Genomic DNA, 17,023 nt, shown 5'->3' with positions numbered 1-17,023 from the left:
CCGATTGTTTTTCCGTGGCGCGCGCCGGCAAGTTGCTCCCTCAAGAAGGACCCCTGGTGCGCCGCCCTTTGGCTGTCGATCGAATCGTCGCAATGTGATGCAAGACCGACAAAACGCGGGAAGCGTTATCCGCGGCTAGATTAAGCGCTCCCTGAAATTCAAGCCGGGCCAAGGCGAATCCGTTATCTGCGATGTGACGACCTGCCGAAAGAGCGGGCGTTGCCCATGCGTCCATGAGGTGCATGGAAATGCCACGGAGCGCCCCTTGTCTTCTTACTCTCTATCCCGACCCTCGCCGGCCGGTCGAGCGCGCGCGATTGCTGGCGGCTGGAGCATCGGCACGCGCATCGCGCTGGTCGTGCTCGCCGTCCAGATCGTCGCGTTCGGCGCCTATGCGCTGGCGCTGTCGTTCAGCAGCATGCGCCAGCTCGAGGCGCAGGCGCGTGACGCCATCACCGCCGAAAGCCAGACCCTGCGCGAACTCGTCGGCCAGCTCGACGACACCATGTTGCAGGAAGCGGATCGCTTCATGCTGAGCTTTGCGGCCGTGTTGCCCGGCCCATACGCGGTGGATGCCTCCCAGACCGTGGAGGTGGCGGGCAAGGCCACACCGGCCTTCCGCAGCGGCGACGCGGTGCTCAACAACAGCTTCGAGGTGCCGGATCGCTTCTTTGCCACGACCGGTGGCGTGGTCGCCACGGTGTTTGCACGCACCGGTGATGACTACATCCGCGTGACCACCTCCCTCAAGAAGCAGAACGGCGAGCGCGCCGTGGGGACGCTGCTGGACCGGGCCAGCCCGGCGTATGCGGCGGTCTCTTCCGGCAAGTCGTATCGCTCGCTGGCCTGGCTGTTCGGCAAGCCCTACATGAGCAAATACGAACCCGTGCGCGATGCCGCCGGCAAGATCGTCGGCGCGCTGTATGTTGGCGTGAACGTCGAATCCGAGCTGGCGATGCTGAAGAACCGCATCCGCCGCAAGACCATCAATGGCGACGGCCATTTCCTGGTGATCGACGCCAAGGCGGGTGCGGACCAGGGCAAGGTGCTGGTCGACCGCACCGGCAGCGAAGGATCCGTGCAGATCGACGCCAGGGATGCGGACGGCAAGACCTGGGTACGCGACATGATTGCGGCCAGGGATGGGGTGCTGGTCGGCGCCGTGGCGCTCGGCAACGGACCCGCCATCGAACGGATGACCGCCTTCGTGACCTACCCCGACTGGCAATGGCTGATTGCCGGCACGGTGCCCATGGCATCGCTTCGCGACGAACTGGTGGCGAGCCGCAATCGATTCCTGGCCGCCGGGCTGCTGGTGGCGCTGGCGGTATCCGCCGCGTTCTGGTGGCTGCTGCGCCGGATGGTCAGCCAGCCGCTGGCCCATGCGGCGGGTGCGGCATCGCGCCTGGCGTCGGGCGATCTGACGGCCCGGCTGGACAACGCGCGCAACGACGAGATCGGCGCACTGATGCGGGCGATTGACGGCGTGGGCCAGGGCCTGTCCGACATCGTCGACAAGGTGCGCGGCAGCGTGGGCGCCATTGCTGGCAGCACGAGCCAGATCGCCAGCGGCAATGCGGACCTGTCGGCGCGCACCGCGTCGCAGGCCGGCAGCCTGGAGCGCACCGTGGCGAGCATCGAGCAACTGGCCGCCACCGTGAAGCAGAACGCCGACAACGCCCAGGACGCCAACTCGGCGGTGGCCAGCGCGGCCGACGCGGCACGCGCCGGCGGCAGCACCGTGGGACGTGTGGTGGATACCATGGCCGATATCCATCGCAACGCACAGCAGGTGGTGGACATTATCGGCATGATCGACGGCATCGCCTTCCAGACCAACATCCTGGCGCTGAACGCCGCCGTGGAAGCCGCCCGCGCGGGCGAGCACGGCCGTGGCTTCGCGGTGGTGGCGGGCGAGGTACGCAGCCTGGCGCAACGCAGCGCCAACGCGGCCGGCGAGATCAAGCAGTTGATCGAGCGAACGGTGACGGACCTGAAGTCCGGCAACGAGGCCGTGCAGCAGGCGGGTACGGCGATCGACGACATGGTGCGCCGCGTGGAAGGCATTGCCGCGCTGATGAGCGATATCAGCGTTGCCTCGCGCGAACAGTCCCAGGGGCTGGCGCAGGTCAGCAGTGCCGTAGCGGAGATGGATACGACCACGCAGCAGAATGCCGCACTGGTCGAGGAAGCCGCCGCCGCCGCCGAAAGCCTGCACCATCAGGCGCAGGAGCTGAGCCAGGCGGTCGAGGTGTTCAGGCTGGCCTGACGGCTGTCAGGGGGCAGGCGGGCCGGATGCCCGCCTGTGCGAAGCGCGCGGCCGGCGCTCGAGGCGACGTTCAAGGTGACGTTCAGGCGGCGGGGGTTTGTGCCGATGCAGGCGCTGGCGTAGCCGGTGCCGCCTGTTCCGGCGCGGGTTGCGGCTTCAGGCCCGGGAACAGCTGGTCGACCAGTTCCTCGATCTTCATGCCGGGCTGGATCAGGTGGCTCAGGTTCACGCCGCCCGCGCTGCGGTTGGCGTTGTAGATGGCCTTGCCGACGCGCTCGCCGTTACGGAAGACCGTGATGTCGGCGGACACCAGGAACGGCGTCAGGAAGGTCTGGCGCTGGGCGGTGTAGGTCGCCGTCATCGGGCACGACGCCACGGAGGCGTACGGCGGCAACATCTTTACCTCGAAGTTGCGTGCGCGCAGCGATGCCGCGAAGTCTTCCAGGTAGGCGTTGCCATTCACCTGGTTGGTGATCACGCAAAACAGCGCGCCGTCGGCGCCGATCATCTGGTTGCCATCCACGCGGAACTGCGCCGGGCCGCCATAGGCACCGGGCTGGTAGCCGGCGATGGGATCGGGCTGGCCCGCGCGGTCGACCGGCGTCACCGCCTGGTAGGTGGAACAGCCTGTGGCCAGCAGGGCCAGCGCGGCGGCAATCGTTGCTCTCTTCATCATGTGTCCTGGATCGCGTCGGCGAGGGCGCCGGCCGCCCGGACTCGGATGAGGGGCGCATTGCCGGCAGCATGCCTGCGTACTGTAGGCGCAGGCATGGCCGGGCAAAGCGGGAAACAGAGGGGAAAAACCGGGCCGTCAGATAAAAAGAGACGAATGCGTGGTATCCGGGGCGCGCATTCAGTTTGCGCCGCCGCGCAGCAGGCAGTCGGCCAGCAGCGGCGTGCCGCCTTCGCCCAAGCCTGCGCCGGTGCATTCCACGGCCACCTTCTGTCCGCGCCGGACCATCGTGGCGCGGGCCTCCACCTCGCACGTGCGGCCTGCCGGGCCGCAGATCTGCTGTTGCAGCAGGTCCGCCCGGACCACCTGGCCCGGATCGTTCGTGCGGATTTCCAGGAATACCTTGGCCGCATCGCGCCGGATGCCGCTGGCTACGCCTTCCACGATGAAGTACTTGCCGCGATAGCGATCATCGGCCGCGCCGGCATTGTCGCGATAGTCGTCCAGCAGCGCATCGGCGGGATACTGGGGCAGCAGGTCGGCGGAACGGTTCGGGTCGATGCTGATCGGGTCCAGCGTGCCGTTGCGGGGAATGCCGCGTGGCACGCTGGCCGGCTGTTCCGCCTCGGACGGTGCGGCGGCGGTGTCCACGGGGACGATGTCACCCTTGTCATTGCCGACAAACCACAACATGCCAATAACGACCACGGCGACGATGGCGATGAGGGTTTGCTGGAGACGGGACATCATGGGAGGCGGCTGAGGGCAGGTAAGGCGACGAATGCGACAAATGCGCCGAATGCGTCGAATGCGTCGAATGCGTCGATGAACGACAGGTTGCTCCGCGCTCCCGGAGCGGGCGCGCGGAGCAAACCGCAAGTGTACCGTGCCTATTTTTCGGCGACATGCGCCAGCAGACTGGACTTCGTCGCCGCCAGCACTTCATTGGACAGCGCCGTGCCCTGCGTGGCCCGCGCCAGGACGATCGCGCCGACCAGCGTGGCCATCTGCGCGATGGCCCCCGCGCGGCGATCGTCGGCATGGTCACCCGGCTGGATGCCCTCCAGGATGGTCAGCAGGCTCTCGATTCCGGTCTGGTATGCCGCCCGCACGGGCTTGTCGTCGGACTCCCGCGCCACATCGATGGCGAGTGCAGGTGCCGCGCAGCCCGTACCGGCCGCATTGCGGTTGCGCGCGGAGAGGTAGGCTTCGATCAGGCCGGTCAATGCCGTCGCCTTGTCGGGCGCTTCGTCCACGCGCTTGCGCCAGCGCGCACTGGATTCCTCGAACGCGCGCGTGCAAGCAATGGCCGCGAGCGCGTCCTTCGATTCGAAATGGCCGTAGAAGCCACCGTGCGTCAGCCCTGCGGCGCCCATGAGGTCTGCCACGCTGATGCCGTGGAATCCTTGCTCGCGGAACAACCGGGACGATACCTGCTCAATGATTTCGCGGTTCTTCTCCGCCTCCGCTTTCGATACGCGTGGCATGGTGTGCTCCCGTCCTTCCGACCTGTCTGATGTATGTGCGTCGATGGTCGGCTACATCTTCGTTCAAGTCAACGCGGCAATCATTTCACGGCCTTAATAAAAGTTGATCATCATGTATTATGGGCGCCTGCACTCACCCACCATGCGAGACAACCCATGAAGATCCTTGTCCTTGGCGCAGGCGCCATCGGCGGCTATTACGGTGCCCGGCTCATCGAAGCTGGCGCGGACGTCACGTTTCTCGTCCGCCCGGCGCGTGCGGCGAAGCTGGCGGCGAGCGGCCTGGTGGTGAAAAGTGAGCTGGGAAACTTCGCGCAGCCGGTGAAGACCGTGGACAGCACGACCGTGCGGCCTGACTACGATCTCGTGCTGCTAGCCTGCAAGGGCTACGACCTGGAATCGGCGATGGAGGCCATCGCACCCGCGATGAACGCGCGCACCGGCGTTCTGCCATTCCTGAATGGCATGTCCGTCTACGACCGGCTCGATGCACGCTTTGGCCGCGCGCGCGTGCTGGGCGGGGTATCGCAGATCGCAACGATGCTCGAGGCCGACGGCACGATCGGTCACTACGGCGCGCTCGACACCGTGATCGTCGGCGCCCGCGATGCCAGCCAGCGGCCGCTGGTGGAAGCGTTCCACGCGCTGATTCGCACCACGCCGGGTTCCCGGGCCACTTCCGATGACGTCGAACAGGCGCTTTGGAACAAATGGATGATGATTGCCACCGGCGCGCTGATGACCTGTCTGATGCGTGGCACGGTCGGCGCGATCTGCCGGACCCAGGATGGAAAGGGGTTGATGCGCCGCGCCATGGCCGAGTGCGCCGCCGTCGCCAACGCCGAGGGGCACGCGCTTCCGGATGCGGTGATGGCGCAGATGGAGAAACGTCTGCTGGACGAAACGCTGGAGTGGTCCGCGTCCATGGCGCGCGATATCACGCAGCACGCACCGCGACTGGAAGCGGAGAACATCGTCGGCGACCTGGTACGGCGCGCGAAAGTGTTCGCAATCGATACGCCGATCGCGCAGGCGGCCTACTGCAACCTGCAGGTGTACGAGGCGCAGCAACAGACGAAGTAAGGGGAAAGGCAAGACGCCAGTTTGGCAGGCCCGCACCGCGCGGGCGCTATGCCACGTAGTTGTCGTCAGACGATCTGGAAATATCACCAAGCGTGGCGACGTACTCGCTGGCTGGATAAGGCGCCGGCATGCCTTGCTGGCCGAAGAAGGCGTCGCGCACGATATCGCCCTGCTGCTCGATGTTGTACGACGCAAGGGTCTTTCCGGGTTCCAGCGTGTACGCGTACTGGTTGCTGATCAGGAAGTGTCTGATCTGCTGGATGGCGCCGACCAGCAGCACATGGATGCCTTGCTGGTATTGCCAGACGTGGGTCATCTCGTGGATGAACAGCCCCTGCGCGGGCAGGTCGGCCGCGCTGAAGTCCGTGTAGTGACGCAGGTTCCTGCCGAGGTAGATTTCCCCGTTCGGCGTGATGATGTAGTTCCCGCCTTGCCAGGGCACGTAGTTCTTGCTGTGGACGCGCACCAGCGTGTAGTCGATGCTGTCGGCAAACATCCGCCGGGCCAGCTCGACCTCGCCCGCCGTCAGCGGGCGTGCCTTGGCGTCCTGGCGCATCACTTGCCGATACAGAACCGCGTGAAGATCGTCCCCAGCAAATCATCACTGGTAAATTCGCCCGTGATGCTGTTGAGGTGGTCCTGCGCGAGACGCAGTTCCTCCGCGAACAGGTCCAGCGCCTGCGCCTGCTGCGCCGACCGTTCCGTGGCGACGTCGAGGTGCGATTGCGCGTTGCGAAGCGCGGTCAGATGCCGCTCTCGTGCCAGGAACGTGCCTTCGTTCCCGGATTGCCAGCCAATCAGCCTCAGCAATTCGCGGCGCATCAGCTCGATGCCGGAGCCCGCGCGCGCGGAGATCCAGATCTCGGTTGGGTTCGGTCCGTTGGCGGCCACCACGTGCGGGCGGTTGCCGCCAAACATCGTCTCGCCCGCGGCGGGTGCCAGGTCGATCTTGTTGACCACGCGTACGATCGGCGCGCCGGGCGGCAACTGACCGCTCAAACGGTCGTCGATGTGATCGTCGATTTCCGACAGGCCATGTTCGATGTAGTCCGTGGCGTCGACCAGATGCAGCACGATGTCCGCGCGACGGATCGCATCCCACGTGCGCTCGATGCCGATGCGCTCCACCTCGTCGACAGCATCGTCGCGCAGGCCGGCGGTGTCGATGATGTGCAATGGAATGCCGTCAATCTGGATGGTCTCGCGCACGCGGTCGCGCGTGGTGCCTGCAATCGGCGTGACGATGGCGAGCTCCGCGCCCGCCAGCGCGTTCAGCAGCGACGATTTGCCGACGTTGGGCTGCCCCGCCAGCACGACGGACAAGCCTTCACGCAGCAGCGAACCCTGCCGCGCCTGCTTGAGGACACCGGCGAGGTCGTGGCGAATGCTGGCCAACTGGCCGCGCGCGTCGGACGCTTCCAGGAAATCGATCTCTTCTTCCGGAAAATCCAGCGTGGCTTCCACCAGCATGCGCAGGTGGATAACTTTTTCCACCAGGGCGTGAATGGCGTTGGAGAACTCGCCTTCCATCGACCTTGCCGCCGATCGTGCGGCGGCCTCGGTGCTGGCCTCGATCAGGTCGGCGACTGCCTCGGCCTGCGCCAGGTCGAGCTTGTCGTTGAGGAATGCGCGGCGCGTGAACTCGCCGGGCTCCGCGACGCGCAGGCCGATGTCCTTGCCTGCATCCAGGCAGCGCGCCAGCAGCATCTGCATGACGACCGGGCCGCCGTGGCCTTGCAGCTCCAGGACCTCTTCGCCGGTGTAGGAGTTGGGCGCGGCAAAGTACAGCGCGAGGCCGTGGTCGATCACGCCACCGTGGGCATCGAGAAACGGCAGGTAGGTGGCATGTCGCGGCTTGAGCGTCTGTCCGCAGACGGCGCGCATGACGGCGCTGACATCGGGCCCGGACACGCGCACCACGCCGATGCCGCCACGACCGGGCGCGGTGGCGATCGCGGCAATAGGAAGCTGGGTAGCAGTCATAGGCGGTATTGTCGCAGATCGTTTTTGGCGCGGCTCACGCCGACAGGCATTCGGACATCAGGCGGCGCGCCACGGCGCCATCGATGATCGCGCCCAATTCCGATTGCCGCGCCACCAGCTTCTTGCGCAGCCGTTTGCGGTAGCGCCCCGGCAGGACGTCCGAGAGCGCCTCGATCGAGTAGCGCAGCCGTTTGTTGCCGATGCGCAGCTTGTGTACATGCCGGGTCTCGCCGTCGCGGGCAACTCGCGCCAGTTCTCGCGTGCGGTTGCGGGCCTTGCGGATGCGCTTCGTTGCGAAGGCACCCAGGCGTCCACCTCCTGACGGGGCAGCGGCGATGTGCAGCAAGTCCCGATGCAGGGTAGGCAATGGGGACGGTCGATACTGTGACAACCTTGCCGTCATCGCGCCGTGCGCCTGGCTGCGGCGCGCCTGCGCGACGTCGATCAGGGCCGCGAGCACCGGGTCCTGCGGTTGCATCGTCAATGCCGGAGCCAGCGTTTCCGCAAGGAATACATCCCAATCGCGCACCTCGCTTGCGGCGTCGGCCACGTCACGAAGCGCCCGCTTCCATCGTGCCTCGACGCGCTGCGGCAGCACCGGACCGAACGCCCAGGTCACGGCGCGCAGATGTCGTACCGCCACGCGCAGTGCATGCACGTCTTCGACGTCGTCACGGTGGAACAACGTGTCGATACGCTCCGCGATGGCACGCAGGCCCTCCTCGCCCAGCGCCACGAAGGCGGCGGACGGGCGCATCTTCCTGTGCAAGGCAGGCGGGCCGTTCATGGCAGCGGACTCTGTGATTGAAAGAAAGACGATGCAGTGCCTTTCCCAGTGTAGGCGATAGCGCACGCTCGCTAGCCCGGAAGTGTCTGTTGCGCCGCACTACGCATTGACAGGCCCAACGCTTTCGCGCTGCAATGGCCCCATTCATGGCGACTGCCATGGATGCATTCATCGCCACCCTTGCCGGACCACCGTCGCCGAGAGGACCGATCATGTCGACCGATCAGGAAAAACTGCTGCTGCGCGAGACCATCGAGGCGGGATTCCGTCAGGCGGCGTTTGTGAGTGAGGTGGGCATCCGGCTGGTGGATTGCGGGCCCGCCTGGTGCGAGTCTGAACTGATTGTCACGCCGCGCCACTTGCAGCATGGCGGCGTGGTCCATGCGGGCGTGCAAGCGACGATGGCCGACCACACGGCTGGTGCCGCTGCGACGACCATCCTCGAGACCGGCCGCCACGTTGTCACGGCCGAGTTCAAGATCAACCTGCTTCGCGCGGTGCGCAGCGACCGGCTGCGTTGCCGCGCCGACGTGCTCAAATCGGGCCGTTCAATCATTGTGGTGGAGGCCGACGTCTTTGCGGACGTGCATGGCGAAGCGGTGTTGGTGAGCCGCTTCAACGCGACGATGAGCGTGCTGGACCTGGCCTGATGAAACACGTCTTCCCAGCCTGTGGCGGTACTTTTACCGAAAGCTAACGATGATTGATCACACTGGCGTCAATGTCAGCGACTATCCAAAAAGTCGTGCGTTCTATCAGGCGGCGCTGGGCGCCATCGGCTTCGAGATCGGCAAGGAGTTCCCGGCCAGCGTAACGGGCAGTGCCGATGTGGCCGGCTTTGGCCCGCCGGGCAAGCCCGAGTTCTGGATCGCCAGCGGAAAGCCCAACGAGCCGCCGGTGCACGTAGCGTTCCGCGTGGACAATCGCCACGCCGTGGATGCGTTCTACCAGGCTGCGATGGCCGCCGGCGGCCGCGACAACGGCAAGCCGGGGCTACGGGAGATCTACCACCCCGACTACTATGGCGCCTTCGTGCTGGACCCTGACGGACACAACATCGAGGCGGTGTGCCACGGCCCTAGCGCGTAGCGACAATGAACACACGCGGGAACGGCAGCAACACCGTTCCATCGGGCAAAGCCGGAAGTACCTTGGCGATGGCTGCTTCGTATTGGCGCAGGTAATCGGCTTTTTCCGCTTCATCGAGCGGTGCCAGGAATGGCCGTAGCCCGCTGCCCTTGAACCATTCCACCACCGCGGCCGCGCCACCCTTGAGCGGATGCTGATAGATCGTGCGCCAGATATCCACGCGCGTGCAGTGCGGCTTCAATAACTCGTAATACCAGCGCTCGGATGCCAGCGGCGTGCGCGCTTCCGCTGCGGCGGTCAGCTTGGGCGACCACCGACCATTCATCGCGGTGTCGCGCATCAGCAGATGGGGCGGCTCATTGAGGTTGTCTGGCATCTGCACCGCCAGGCTGCCTCCGGGGGCGAGCTTCTTGATCAGCGACGGAAACAGCGTGGCGTGGTCGGGTACCCACTGGAACACGGCGTTGGCCAGGATCACATCGTACGGGCCCGGGTCGCTCCAGGTGGCGACGTCGGCAATGTCGAACCGGATGTCCGCCAGCCGCTTGCGCGCCGCGGTGACCATGTCCTGATCGCTGTCGAGCCCGGTGGCTTCCGCATCCGGGTAGCGGGCGGCCAGCACCTCGGTGGAGTTGCCGGGGCCGCAGCCGATATCGACCACACGCTTCGCCTGTTGCGTGGGAATGGCGCCCACCAGATCCCGCACCGGGCGGGTTCGTTCATCCTCGAACTGCACGTATTGCGTGGCCGACCACGTCATGGTGTTCCCCTTCACTGCGTATTGGTGCGAAATGCAGGGCATAAGCATACGCCCCAATGAAAAAACCCGGCGCTAGGCCGGGTTTTTTTCAGAGATGTCTCAGCAATCAGCCCTTGGCCGTCGCTGCCGCCTTGCCCTTGCCGAGCATGCGGTTGATCTGCCATTGCTGGGCGATCGACAGGATGTTGTTCACGACCCAGTACAGCACGAGGCCGGCCGGGAAGAAGAAGAACATGAACGAGAACACCAGCGGCATGATCATCATGACCTTGGCCTGCACGGGGTCCGGCGGCGTCGGGTTCAGCTTGGTCTGCACGAACATCGAGACGGCCATCACGACCGGGAGGATGTAGAACGGATCCGGCACCGACAGATCGTGAATCCAGCCCAGCCACGGCGCGCCGCGCATTTCCACGGACGACAGCAGCACCCAGTACAGCGCGATGAACACGGGGATCTGGATCACGATGGGCAGGCAGCCGCCGAGCGGGTTGACCTTCTCGGTACGGTACAGCGCCATCATCTCCTGGTTCATCTTCTGCGGATCGCCCTTGTGGCGTTCGCGGACGGCCGTCATGCGCGGCTGCAGGTCCTTCATCTTGCCCATCGACTTGTAGCTGGCAGCCGACAGCGGGAAGAACACCAGCTTGATCAGCACGGTCAGCGCGATGATCGACCAGCCCCAGTTGCCCAGGAAGCCGTGCAGCTTTTCCAGCAGCCAGAACAGCGGCTTGGCCAGGATCGTCAGCCAGCCGTAGTCCTTCACCAGTTCCAGGCCCGGGGTGATCTGCTCGAGCATGCGCTCTTCCTGCGGACCGGCGAACAGGCGGGCATCGGTGGTCGCCGTGGCGCCCGGGGCCAGCTGGCCCAGCGGCTGCTGGATGCCCACGCGGTACAGGTTGGGGTCGATCTGTTCGGCGTAGAAGCTGTGTTGCTTGCCGGTTTGCGGAATCCAGGCCGAGGCAAAGTAGTGCTGCACCATCGCCACCCAGCCATTGGTGGTCGCGGCCGGCACGCTGGCCTTGCCCTTGGCGATGTCTTCGAAGCTGAGCTTGTGGTACTTGTCCGCGTCCGTGTAGATGGCCGGGCCGGTGAACGTGCTGTAGAACTGCGACTGCTCCACCTTGCTGCCGTCACGTGCCAGTTCCAGGTACAGCGTCGGCGATACCGGCGCGGTGCCCGTGTTGGTCACGTCGAAGCGGGAATCCACCACGTAGCTGCCCTTGTGGAAGATGTAAGTTTTCACAAACTTCACACCGCCCTTCTCGGCAGTCAGCACGACTTCCAGCTTGTCCTTGCCATCCAGCGTACGCGGGCCAGGAGTGGCCGTGAACACGGTGGTGTGGTTGGGCAGGTCGCCGCCGATCAGGCCCGAGCGTGCCAGATAGGTGCGCGTGGCGTCACGTTCGAACAGCACCACCGGCTTGCCGTCCTTCTCGTGCTCGTTCAGCAGTTCGAGTCGCGAGAGGATGCCGCCGGCCGTGTCGATCTCGGCGCGCACCTCGTCGGTGGTCACGATGACCTTCTCGCCTGTCGGCTGGGCAGCCGCCTGCGGCGCAGCCGGGGCAGCGCCCGGTGCCGAGGCACCCGTGGCATTGGCTTTGGGCACGTCGCCCTGGGCCGCGGCACCGCTTGCGCCGCCGGCCGTGGCAGCCTGCTGCGTGTTGGTGCTCGGGAAGAACATCGACGCGTGGCCGTTGGCGCGCTGCCAGTTGTCGTAGAGCAGCACGAGGGACATCGAGAAGATGACCCACAGGATGGTGCGTTTGATATCCATGTCTCGCTATGGTCGGAGGAAATCAGGGTCTGGGGAGCCGGACCGTGACAGGCGGGCGGCCTGGCGCGGCGGAGGCGGGGGTCGCCGTGGCGACATTCCCGTGTGTTTCAGGCTCGGGCACGGGATCATACCCGCCCGCAGTGAAAGGGTGGCAGCGGCACAGTCTGCAAGCGGCCATCCAGGTGCCGCGCGCCGGGCCATGTTGCACGATGGCGTCGCGGGCGTAGTCGGAACACGTCGGCAGGAAGCGGCACTGCGAGCCCAGGTACGGACTCAAGGCGATCTTGTAGATGCGCAGCAGGGCAAGCAGGATTCGCTTCATGGCGGATGGTCAGGCGGGCGCGGCGGGGGCGGCCGTCGCGGGCGGCTCGGCCGGAGGATCAGCAGGCGGTGCGGCCGGGGGTGCGGCGGGCAGAGGCTTCGCCGCAACGTCCAGCAGGCTGGTGATTTCCGCGTGACATGCCTGTCGGACGGCGGTCCGGCTGGCAAACTCCGCGCGGGGAAACTTGGCCTGGAGCCGCAACAAAATGTCGCGGCCCGCGAGTTGGGCCTGCCGGCCCCGGAACAGTTCCCGCGCCATGCGCTTCACCAGGTTGCGCTCGGCGGCGCGCGGCGCGAACTTCTTGCCGACGACGATCCCCAGCCGGGCCTGTTCCTGGCCGTTGGCGCGCACGTACAGCACGAAGTGCGTGCTGCGGCGGCGCGGCCGCAAAGCAAAAACGGATGAAAACTCATCCGTCTTTGTGAGCCTCGCGGCTTTGGGAAAGGCATAGGTAGACACGCTGTAAGAAAGCTAGCGACAAGGCTGCGCTTCGGCGGCGGCGTTCCCGGCCATCCTGAGTGCGAGGCGGTGGGCAGGGACGGTAACGTGCGGGTGCGATGGCAAGCCATCGCCACGACGTGCCGTCCTGGCCGGTCGCCCGGCGCTCAGATGGCCAGGCGCTTGCGGCCCTTGGCGCGGCGGGCGTTGATGACGGCACGGCCGCCACGGGTCTTCATGCGCACGCGGAAACCATGGGTGCGCTTGCGGCGGGTAACGGAAGGTTGGTAGGTACGTTTCATGTTGCACTCTCTGGTTGATCCGGGCTTTCCGGGCGCCGGCCGGTGCCGGGGCGCCTTGGCCGCCGCGTATGGTTCGCATGGGGCTGCCGCAATGCAGGTCTGTGGATTGCTGCGGTCTTGCCGACGATTCTGGTTCTGTCTTGCTGCCGGCCGCCGCTGGTTTCGCCGCAACGGGCGAGACACTGGCGGGGATCAAGCCGCTTGCCTGATGCCGCACATGTAAACATGGTCGGTACGGGCCAGACCCGGCGATGCGCATACGTGATCCCCTGCGGCATCGCAGAACCCGCCATTTAACCGATTTTCGCGCCGACTGTCAAGGCGACAAACGGCCAGTTCCGCCATGGGAGCCACAATGGCAACGGATGTCACCGTGCGCCATTGTCCACAACATTCGGTGGGTAACTTTATGGGCCGTCACGGTCACCCATATGGATTACTCGCACCGGTCAAGCCCTTGTTTCCGATGAATAATCGCCGATTTGGTCAGCCGGAACCCGCCTTGTCCTTTACGGGTTGTGCACAACAATCCACTGAATTTTCACAACTTGTCCACAGGGTTATCCTTTGTGGATAACTTGAGGCGGGGGGTACAATCCCGGTCCAAACACTACACGGGCCGCGTGGCGCACGCACAACCCGGACTTCCTGCCTTGGTATACCTCCCTTTCGGGCGCTGCATGCAGCACGCCAATGTGAGGTATTGCCGTCGATGCTTCGGCCCGCAGGGTCGATGGCTGGGGAGCCGATGGAAAGCACGCGCCGCGACACTCGTGACGTGCCCTTGATGGCGCGATCACTCAACAAGAACACATGCAAGATTTCTGGCAGGCGGCAGCCGCGCAACTCGAGCGCGAGCTGACGCCGCAACAGTTCAAGACCTGGATCAAGCCGTTGGCGCCCGTCGCCTTCGACGAGGAGGCGCATGCGCTGCGGATTGCCGCGCCCAATCGCTTCAAACTGGACTGGGTCAAGAGCCAATTTTCGGGCCGCATCACGGCCCTGGCATGCGAATACTGGGAAGCGCAGGTCAGCGTTCACTTCGTCCTGGATCCCGCTGCGTCGGGCCGGTCGGCGGCTTACACCCAGCAGGGCCAGGAGAATCCGGCCGCGCACGCTGCAATGGGTACGGGCGGTGCGTCCTATCCGAACATGCAGTCGGGCGCCCACGCCTATGGCCAGCCGGCCGCACAGCACCCGGGCCAGGCAGGCGGCTATCCCGACTATCCGGGTCATGGCAACGCCGCGCCTGGCGGTCATGGCAGCATGGCCGGCCAATCGCCCTACCCCGCGTCGCAGTCGGGCGCGCCGATGGCCAATCGTGGCCAGATGGCGCCAACCGGCCATCCGTTGCAGGGTAACGCAGGCGGCCACGTGCCCGACATGGGTGAGATCGACGTCGCCCAGATGGACCCGGCCGAAGCCAGCGCCCGGTCCTACCGGCAGCCGCAGCAACCGCCGATGCCGGCCGCGCAGCCGAACGACACCGTGCACGAGCGCTCGCGCCTGAACCCGATCCTGACGTTCGACAACTTCGTCACCGGCAAGGCCAACCAGCTTGCGCGCGCCGCCGCCATCCAGGTGGCCAATAACCCCGGGAAGTCCTACAACCCGTTGTATCTCTACGGCGGCGTTGGCCTGGGCAAGACCCACTTGATTCATGCCATCGGCAACTTCATGCTGATGGAGAACCCGCGCGCGCGTATCCGCTACATCCACGCGGAACAGTACGTGTCCGATGTGGTGAAGGCTTACCAGCGCAAGGCGTTCGACGAGTTCAAGCGGTACTACCACTCGCTGGACCTGCTGCTGATCGACGATATTCAGTTCTTCTCTGGCAAGAACCGCACGCAGGAAGAGTTCTTCTACGCGTTCGAGGCGCTGATCGCCAACCGCGCGCAGGTGATCATCACCAGCGATACGTATCCCAAGGAAATCACCGGCATCGACGACCGGCTGATCTCGCGCTTCGACTCCGGCCTGACCGTGGCGATCGAGCCGCCAGAGCTGGAAATGCGCGTTGCCATTCTGATGAAGAAGGCGGCGGCAGAGAACGTGAACGTGCCGGAAGAAGTCGCCTTCTTCGTGGCCAAGCACCTGCGATCGAACGTGCGTGAGCTGGAAGGCGCGCTGCGCAAGATCCTGGCGTTCTCCAATTTCCATGGCAAGGACATCACGATCGATGTCACGCGCGAGGCCCTGAAAGACCTGCTGACCGTGCAGAACCGCCAGATCTCCGTGGAGAACATCCAGAAGACGTGCGCGGACTTCTACAACATCAAGGTCGCGGACATGTACTCCAAGAAGCGTCCCGCCAATATCGCGCGACCGCGCCAGATTGCGATGTACCTGGCCAAGGAACTCACGCAGAAGAGCCTGCCGGAAATCGGCGAACTCTTCGGCGGGCGCGATCACACCACGGTGCTCCACGCCGTCCGCAAGATCGCCGACGAGCGCAGCAAGGATGCGCAGCTCAACCACGAACTGCACGTGCTGGAACAGACGCTCAAGGGCTGATGCGAACGCGCGACGCGGAGTGGATTACGCATCGCCTGACGCAGTTTTACGATTTTGAAGGCCAGCCTTGCCGGGCTGGCATACTACTGGGTGCGCGCCCGGCGGCAAACGGGCGCCTGAATCAATGGTTGGATCGCGGGGATTTGGCCTCAGATAAGGCTTTGCGGTGAGTCGGGACGGTTTGGCAAGGGTCGGTGACGGGGCGTGGCTTTTTGTGCACAACCCGCGGCCTCGCCGGGATCGTCCCGCTTCACCGCAGCGGCTTATCCTTGGTACAATGCGCTATTAACTCCTTGATTCCAAAGTGAATTTGGAGTTGCGCGCAACCCGCGGTCGCTGACGACAAACGACGAAGGATAAATTCAATGCAATTGGTCAAAACCTCGCGAGACAATCTGCTGCGTCCGCTGCAAATCGTGAGCGGCATCGTGGAGCGCCGCCACACCCTCCCGATCCTGGCCAACCTGCTGATTCGCAAGTCCGGCTCGAACGTATCCTTCCTCTCGACCGACATCGAGATCCAGATCACGACCCACGCCGAATGCGGCGTCGGTAGCGACAGCGTGGCCACCACCGTGGCCGCCCGCAAGCTTCTGGACATCCTGCGCGCCATGCCCGATGGCGACGTCGCGCTGTCCCTGAACGACAAGCGCATGACGGTGCAATCCGGCAAGAGCCGCTTTGCGCTGCAGACGCTGGCCGCGGAAGAATTCCCGACGGTGGCCGAGGCCGCCGAGTTCAACGCGAGCGTGAGCCTGCCGCAGAAGACCTTCAAGCACCTGCTGGCGATGGTCCACTTTGCGATGGCGCAGCAGGACATCCGTTACTACCTGAACGGCATGCTGCTGGTGGTGGACGGCAAGAAGGTGATGGCCGTGGCTACCGACGGACACCGCCTGGCGTACTGCGGCGTTGAGTTGGAAAACGAGGCCACTGGCGCGGGTTCGCGCCAGGAAGTCATCATCCCGCGCAAGACCATCCTGGAACTGCAACGCCTGCTGGAAGACAACGACGATCCCGTGCAGGTGCAGCTGGCCGCCAACCAGGTCAAGTTCTCCTTCGCCAACATCGAACTGATCAGCAAGCTGGTGGAGGGCAAGTTCCCGGATTTCCAGCGCGTGATCCCCAAGGGCTACAAGAACGCGTTTGCGATCGACCGCGTGAAGCTGCAGCAGGCGCTGCAACGCACCGCGATCCTGACTACCGACAAGTTCAAGGGTGTGCGCTGTATCCTCGACACGCACATGCTGAAGATCAGCTCCACCAACGCCGATCAGGAAGAGGCGCAGGAAGAGCTGGAACTCGATTATTCGGGCGACGCCCTGGATATCGGCTTTAACGTGACCTACCTGCTCGACGTATTGGCCAACCTGAAGAGCGAGCAGGTGCAGGTCAGCCTCGGCGACTCCAATTCGAGTGCGCTGATTACCGTGCCGGAAGACGACAACTTCAAATACGTCGTCATGCCGATGCGCATCTGATGATCCTCCGGTAATAGGACGACAAGATACGCAAGACCGGAGCATCGAACGGCAC

17 protein-coding genes are annotated in these 17,023 nt (G+C 64.9%); 6 read left to right on the top strand and 11 right to left on the bottom strand.

Annotated features, from left to right (window positions below; translation table 11 throughout):
- The first annotated feature begins 265 nt into the window (after nt 1-265).
- The gene (locus tag BLR29_RS17890; RefSeq protein WP_255371302.1) at nt 266-2,269 is read left to right on the top strand and encodes a methyl-accepting chemotaxis protein; all 2,004 of its coding nucleotides are present in this window, start codon (nt 266-268) and stop codon (nt 2,267-2,269) included.
- Between the two features lie 82 nt (nt 2,270-2,351).
- On the opposite strand, the gene BLR29_RS17885 is transcribed toward BLR29_RS17890, so the two are convergent.
- From BLR29_RS17885 to BLR29_RS17875, 3 genes are all read right to left on the bottom strand, one after another.
- Nucleotides 2,352-2,942: an Sbal_3080 family lipoprotein gene (locus tag BLR29_RS17885; RefSeq protein WP_092138372.1), complete on the bottom strand. Its 591-nt coding sequence runs from the start codon at nt 2,940-2,942 to the stop codon at nt 2,352-2,354.
- A gap of 180 nt (nt 2,943-3,122) precedes the next feature.
- Entirely contained in the window at nt 3,123-3,692 is a 570-nt protein-coding gene (locus tag BLR29_RS17880; RefSeq protein WP_092138371.1) for an OB-fold putative lipoprotein, read from the bottom strand.
- A gap of 140 nt (nt 3,693-3,832) precedes the next feature.
- Nucleotides 3,833-4,429, bottom strand: coding sequence for a TetR/AcrR family transcriptional regulator (locus tag BLR29_RS17875; RefSeq protein ID WP_092138370.1), 597 nt, complete (start codon nt 4,427-4,429; stop codon nt 3,833-3,835).
- Nucleotides 4,430-4,585: 156 nt separating this feature from the next.
- Between BLR29_RS17875 and BLR29_RS17870 the strand changes: the two genes are divergently transcribed.
- Nucleotides 4,586-5,512, top strand: a complete 927-nt coding sequence (locus BLR29_RS17870; RefSeq protein ID WP_092138369.1) for a ketopantoate reductase family protein — start codon at nt 4,586-4,588, stop codon at nt 5,510-5,512.
- A 46-nt stretch (nt 5,513-5,558) separates the two neighbouring features.
- On the opposite strand, the gene BLR29_RS17865 is transcribed toward BLR29_RS17870, so the two are convergent.
- From BLR29_RS17865 to BLR29_RS17855, 3 genes are read right to left on the bottom strand one after another with little or no spacing between them, the layout of a single operon-like run.
- Nucleotides 5,559-6,068, bottom strand: a complete 510-nt coding sequence (locus BLR29_RS17865; RefSeq protein WP_092138368.1) for a hypothetical protein — start codon at nt 6,066-6,068, stop codon at nt 5,559-5,561.
- Nucleotides 6,068-7,495 carry a tRNA uridine-5-carboxymethylaminomethyl(34) synthesis GTPase MnmE gene (gene mnmE, locus BLR29_RS17860; protein ID WP_092138367.1) on the bottom strand — a complete coding sequence of 476 codons (1,428 nt, stop codon included), beginning with the start codon at nt 7,493-7,495 and terminating at the stop codon, nt 6,068-6,070. Before mnmE ends, BLR29_RS17865 begins: the two co-directional genes overlap by 1 nt.
- 34 nt (nt 7,496-7,529) lie before the next feature.
- Nucleotides 7,530-8,282 carry a CHAD domain-containing protein gene (locus BLR29_RS17855; protein ID WP_092138366.1) on the bottom strand — a complete coding sequence of 251 codons (753 nt, stop codon included), beginning with the start codon at nt 8,280-8,282 and terminating at the stop codon, nt 7,530-7,532.
- 212 nt (nt 8,283-8,494) lie between these two features.
- Between BLR29_RS17855 and BLR29_RS17850 the strand changes: the two genes are divergently transcribed.
- Nucleotides 8,495-8,932, top strand: coding sequence for a PaaI family thioesterase (locus tag BLR29_RS17850; RefSeq protein ID WP_092138620.1), 438 nt, complete (start codon nt 8,495-8,497; stop codon nt 8,930-8,932).
- Between the two features lie 49 nt (nt 8,933-8,981).
- Nucleotides 8,982-9,371: a VOC family protein gene (locus BLR29_RS17845; protein WP_092138365.1), complete on the top strand. Its 390-nt coding sequence runs from the start codon at nt 8,982-8,984 to the stop codon at nt 9,369-9,371.
- Here the strand turns inward: BLR29_RS17845 and tam are convergent.
- The 5 genes from tam to rpmH all read right to left on the bottom strand — a co-directional run bounded on the left by tam (nt 9,361) and on the right by rpmH (nt 12,970).
- Nucleotides 9,361-10,131: a trans-aconitate 2-methyltransferase gene (tam, locus tag BLR29_RS17840; protein ID WP_092138619.1), complete on the bottom strand. Its 771-nt coding sequence runs from the start codon at nt 10,129-10,131 to the stop codon at nt 9,361-9,363. The genes BLR29_RS17845 and tam overlap by 11 nt on opposite strands.
- Before the next feature lie 106 nt (nt 10,132-10,237).
- Nucleotides 10,238-11,908, bottom strand: coding sequence for a membrane protein insertase YidC (yidC, locus tag BLR29_RS17835; RefSeq protein ID WP_092138364.1), 1,671 nt, complete (start codon nt 11,906-11,908; stop codon nt 10,238-10,240).
- A 22-nt stretch (nt 11,909-11,930) separates the two neighbouring features.
- Entirely contained in the window at nt 11,931-12,230 is a 300-nt protein-coding gene (gene yidD / locus BLR29_RS17830) for a membrane protein insertion efficiency factor YidD (protein ID WP_092138363.1), read from the bottom strand.
- 9 nt (nt 12,231-12,239) lie between these two features.
- A complete protein-coding gene (rnpA, locus tag BLR29_RS17825) occupies nt 12,240-12,689 on the bottom strand; it encodes a ribonuclease P protein component (protein ID WP_092138362.1) in 450 nt (149 codons plus the stop codon).
- 146 nt (nt 12,690-12,835) lie between these two features.
- On the bottom strand, nt 12,836-12,970 hold the full coding sequence (gene rpmH / locus BLR29_RS17820) for a 50S ribosomal protein L34 (RefSeq protein WP_008650850.1): 135 nt from the start codon (nt 12,968-12,970) through the stop codon (nt 12,836-12,838).
- 813 nt (nt 12,971-13,783) lie between these two features.
- Between rpmH and dnaA the strand changes: the two genes are divergently transcribed.
- Nucleotides 13,784-15,487 (top strand): chromosomal replication initiator protein DnaA, encoded by a 1,704-nt coding sequence (gene dnaA, locus BLR29_RS17815; RefSeq protein ID WP_092138361.1) that lies wholly within the window; start codon nt 13,784-13,786, stop codon nt 15,485-15,487.
- A 365-nt stretch (nt 15,488-15,852) separates the two neighbouring features.
- Complete coding sequence (gene dnaN / locus BLR29_RS17810; RefSeq protein WP_092138360.1) at nt 15,853-16,968, top strand: DNA polymerase III subunit beta; 1,116 nt, start codon at nt 15,853-15,855, stop codon at nt 16,966-16,968.
- Nucleotides 16,969-17,023: the final 55 nt, after the last annotated feature.

It is taken from the genome of Cupriavidus sp. YR651, assembly GCF_900101625.1.
GTDB lineage: Bacteria > Pseudomonadota > Gammaproteobacteria > Burkholderiales > Burkholderiaceae > Cupriavidus.
Note: the sequence above shows the minus strand (reverse complement) of the source record. Positions and strands in the feature narration are given on the sequence as shown.

Bases quoted from the DNA above. Each gene is read 5' to 3' on its own strand.
- BLR29_RS17855 (WP_092138366.1), bottom strand. From the start codon at position 8,282: ATGAACGGCCCGCCTGCCTTGCACAGGAAGATGCGCCCGTCCGCCGCC.
- rpmH (WP_008650850.1), bottom strand. From the start codon at position 12,970: ATGAAACGTACCTACCAACCTTCCGTTACCCGCCGCAAGCGCACCCAT.
- BLR29_RS17885 (WP_092138372.1), bottom strand. From the start codon at position 2,942: ATGAAGAGAGCAACGATTGCCGCCGCGCTGGCCCTGCTGGCCACAGGC.
- mnmE (WP_092138367.1), bottom strand. From the start codon at position 7,495: ATGACTGCTACCCAGCTTCCTATTGCCGCGATCGCCACCGCGCCCGGT.
- BLR29_RS17870 (WP_092138369.1), top strand. From the start codon at position 4,586: ATGAAGATCCTTGTCCTTGGCGCAGGCGCCATCGGCGGCTATTACGGT.
- BLR29_RS17880 (WP_092138371.1), bottom strand. From the start codon at position 3,692: ATGATGTCCCGTCTCCAGCAAACCCTCATCGCCATCGTCGCCGTGGTC.
- yidD (WP_092138363.1), bottom strand. From the start codon at position 12,230: ATGAAGCGAATCCTGCTTGCCCTGCTGCGCATCTACAAGATCGCCTTG.
- dnaA (WP_092138361.1), top strand. From the start codon at position 13,784: ATGCAAGATTTCTGGCAGGCGGCAGCCGCGCAACTCGAGCGCGAGCTG.
- yidC (WP_092138364.1), bottom strand. From the start codon at position 11,908: ATGGATATCAAACGCACCATCCTGTGGGTCATCTTCTCGATGTCCCTC.
- BLR29_RS17875 (WP_092138370.1), bottom strand. From the start codon at position 4,429: ATGCCACGCGTATCGAAAGCGGAGGCGGAGAAGAACCGCGAAATCATT.
- BLR29_RS17865 (WP_092138368.1), bottom strand. From the start codon at position 6,068: ATGCGCCAGGACGCCAAGGCACGCCCGCTGACGGCGGGCGAGGTCGAG.
- tam (WP_092138619.1), bottom strand. From the start codon at position 10,131: ATGACGTGGTCGGCCACGCAATACGTGCAGTTCGAGGATGAACGAACC.
- BLR29_RS17845 (WP_092138365.1), top strand. From the start codon at position 8,982: ATGATTGATCACACTGGCGTCAATGTCAGCGACTATCCAAAAAGTCGT.
- dnaN (WP_092138360.1), top strand. From the start codon at position 15,853: ATGCAATTGGTCAAAACCTCGCGAGACAATCTGCTGCGTCCGCTGCAA.
- BLR29_RS17850 (WP_092138620.1), top strand. From the start codon at position 8,495: ATGTCGACCGATCAGGAAAAACTGCTGCTGCGCGAGACCATCGAGGCG.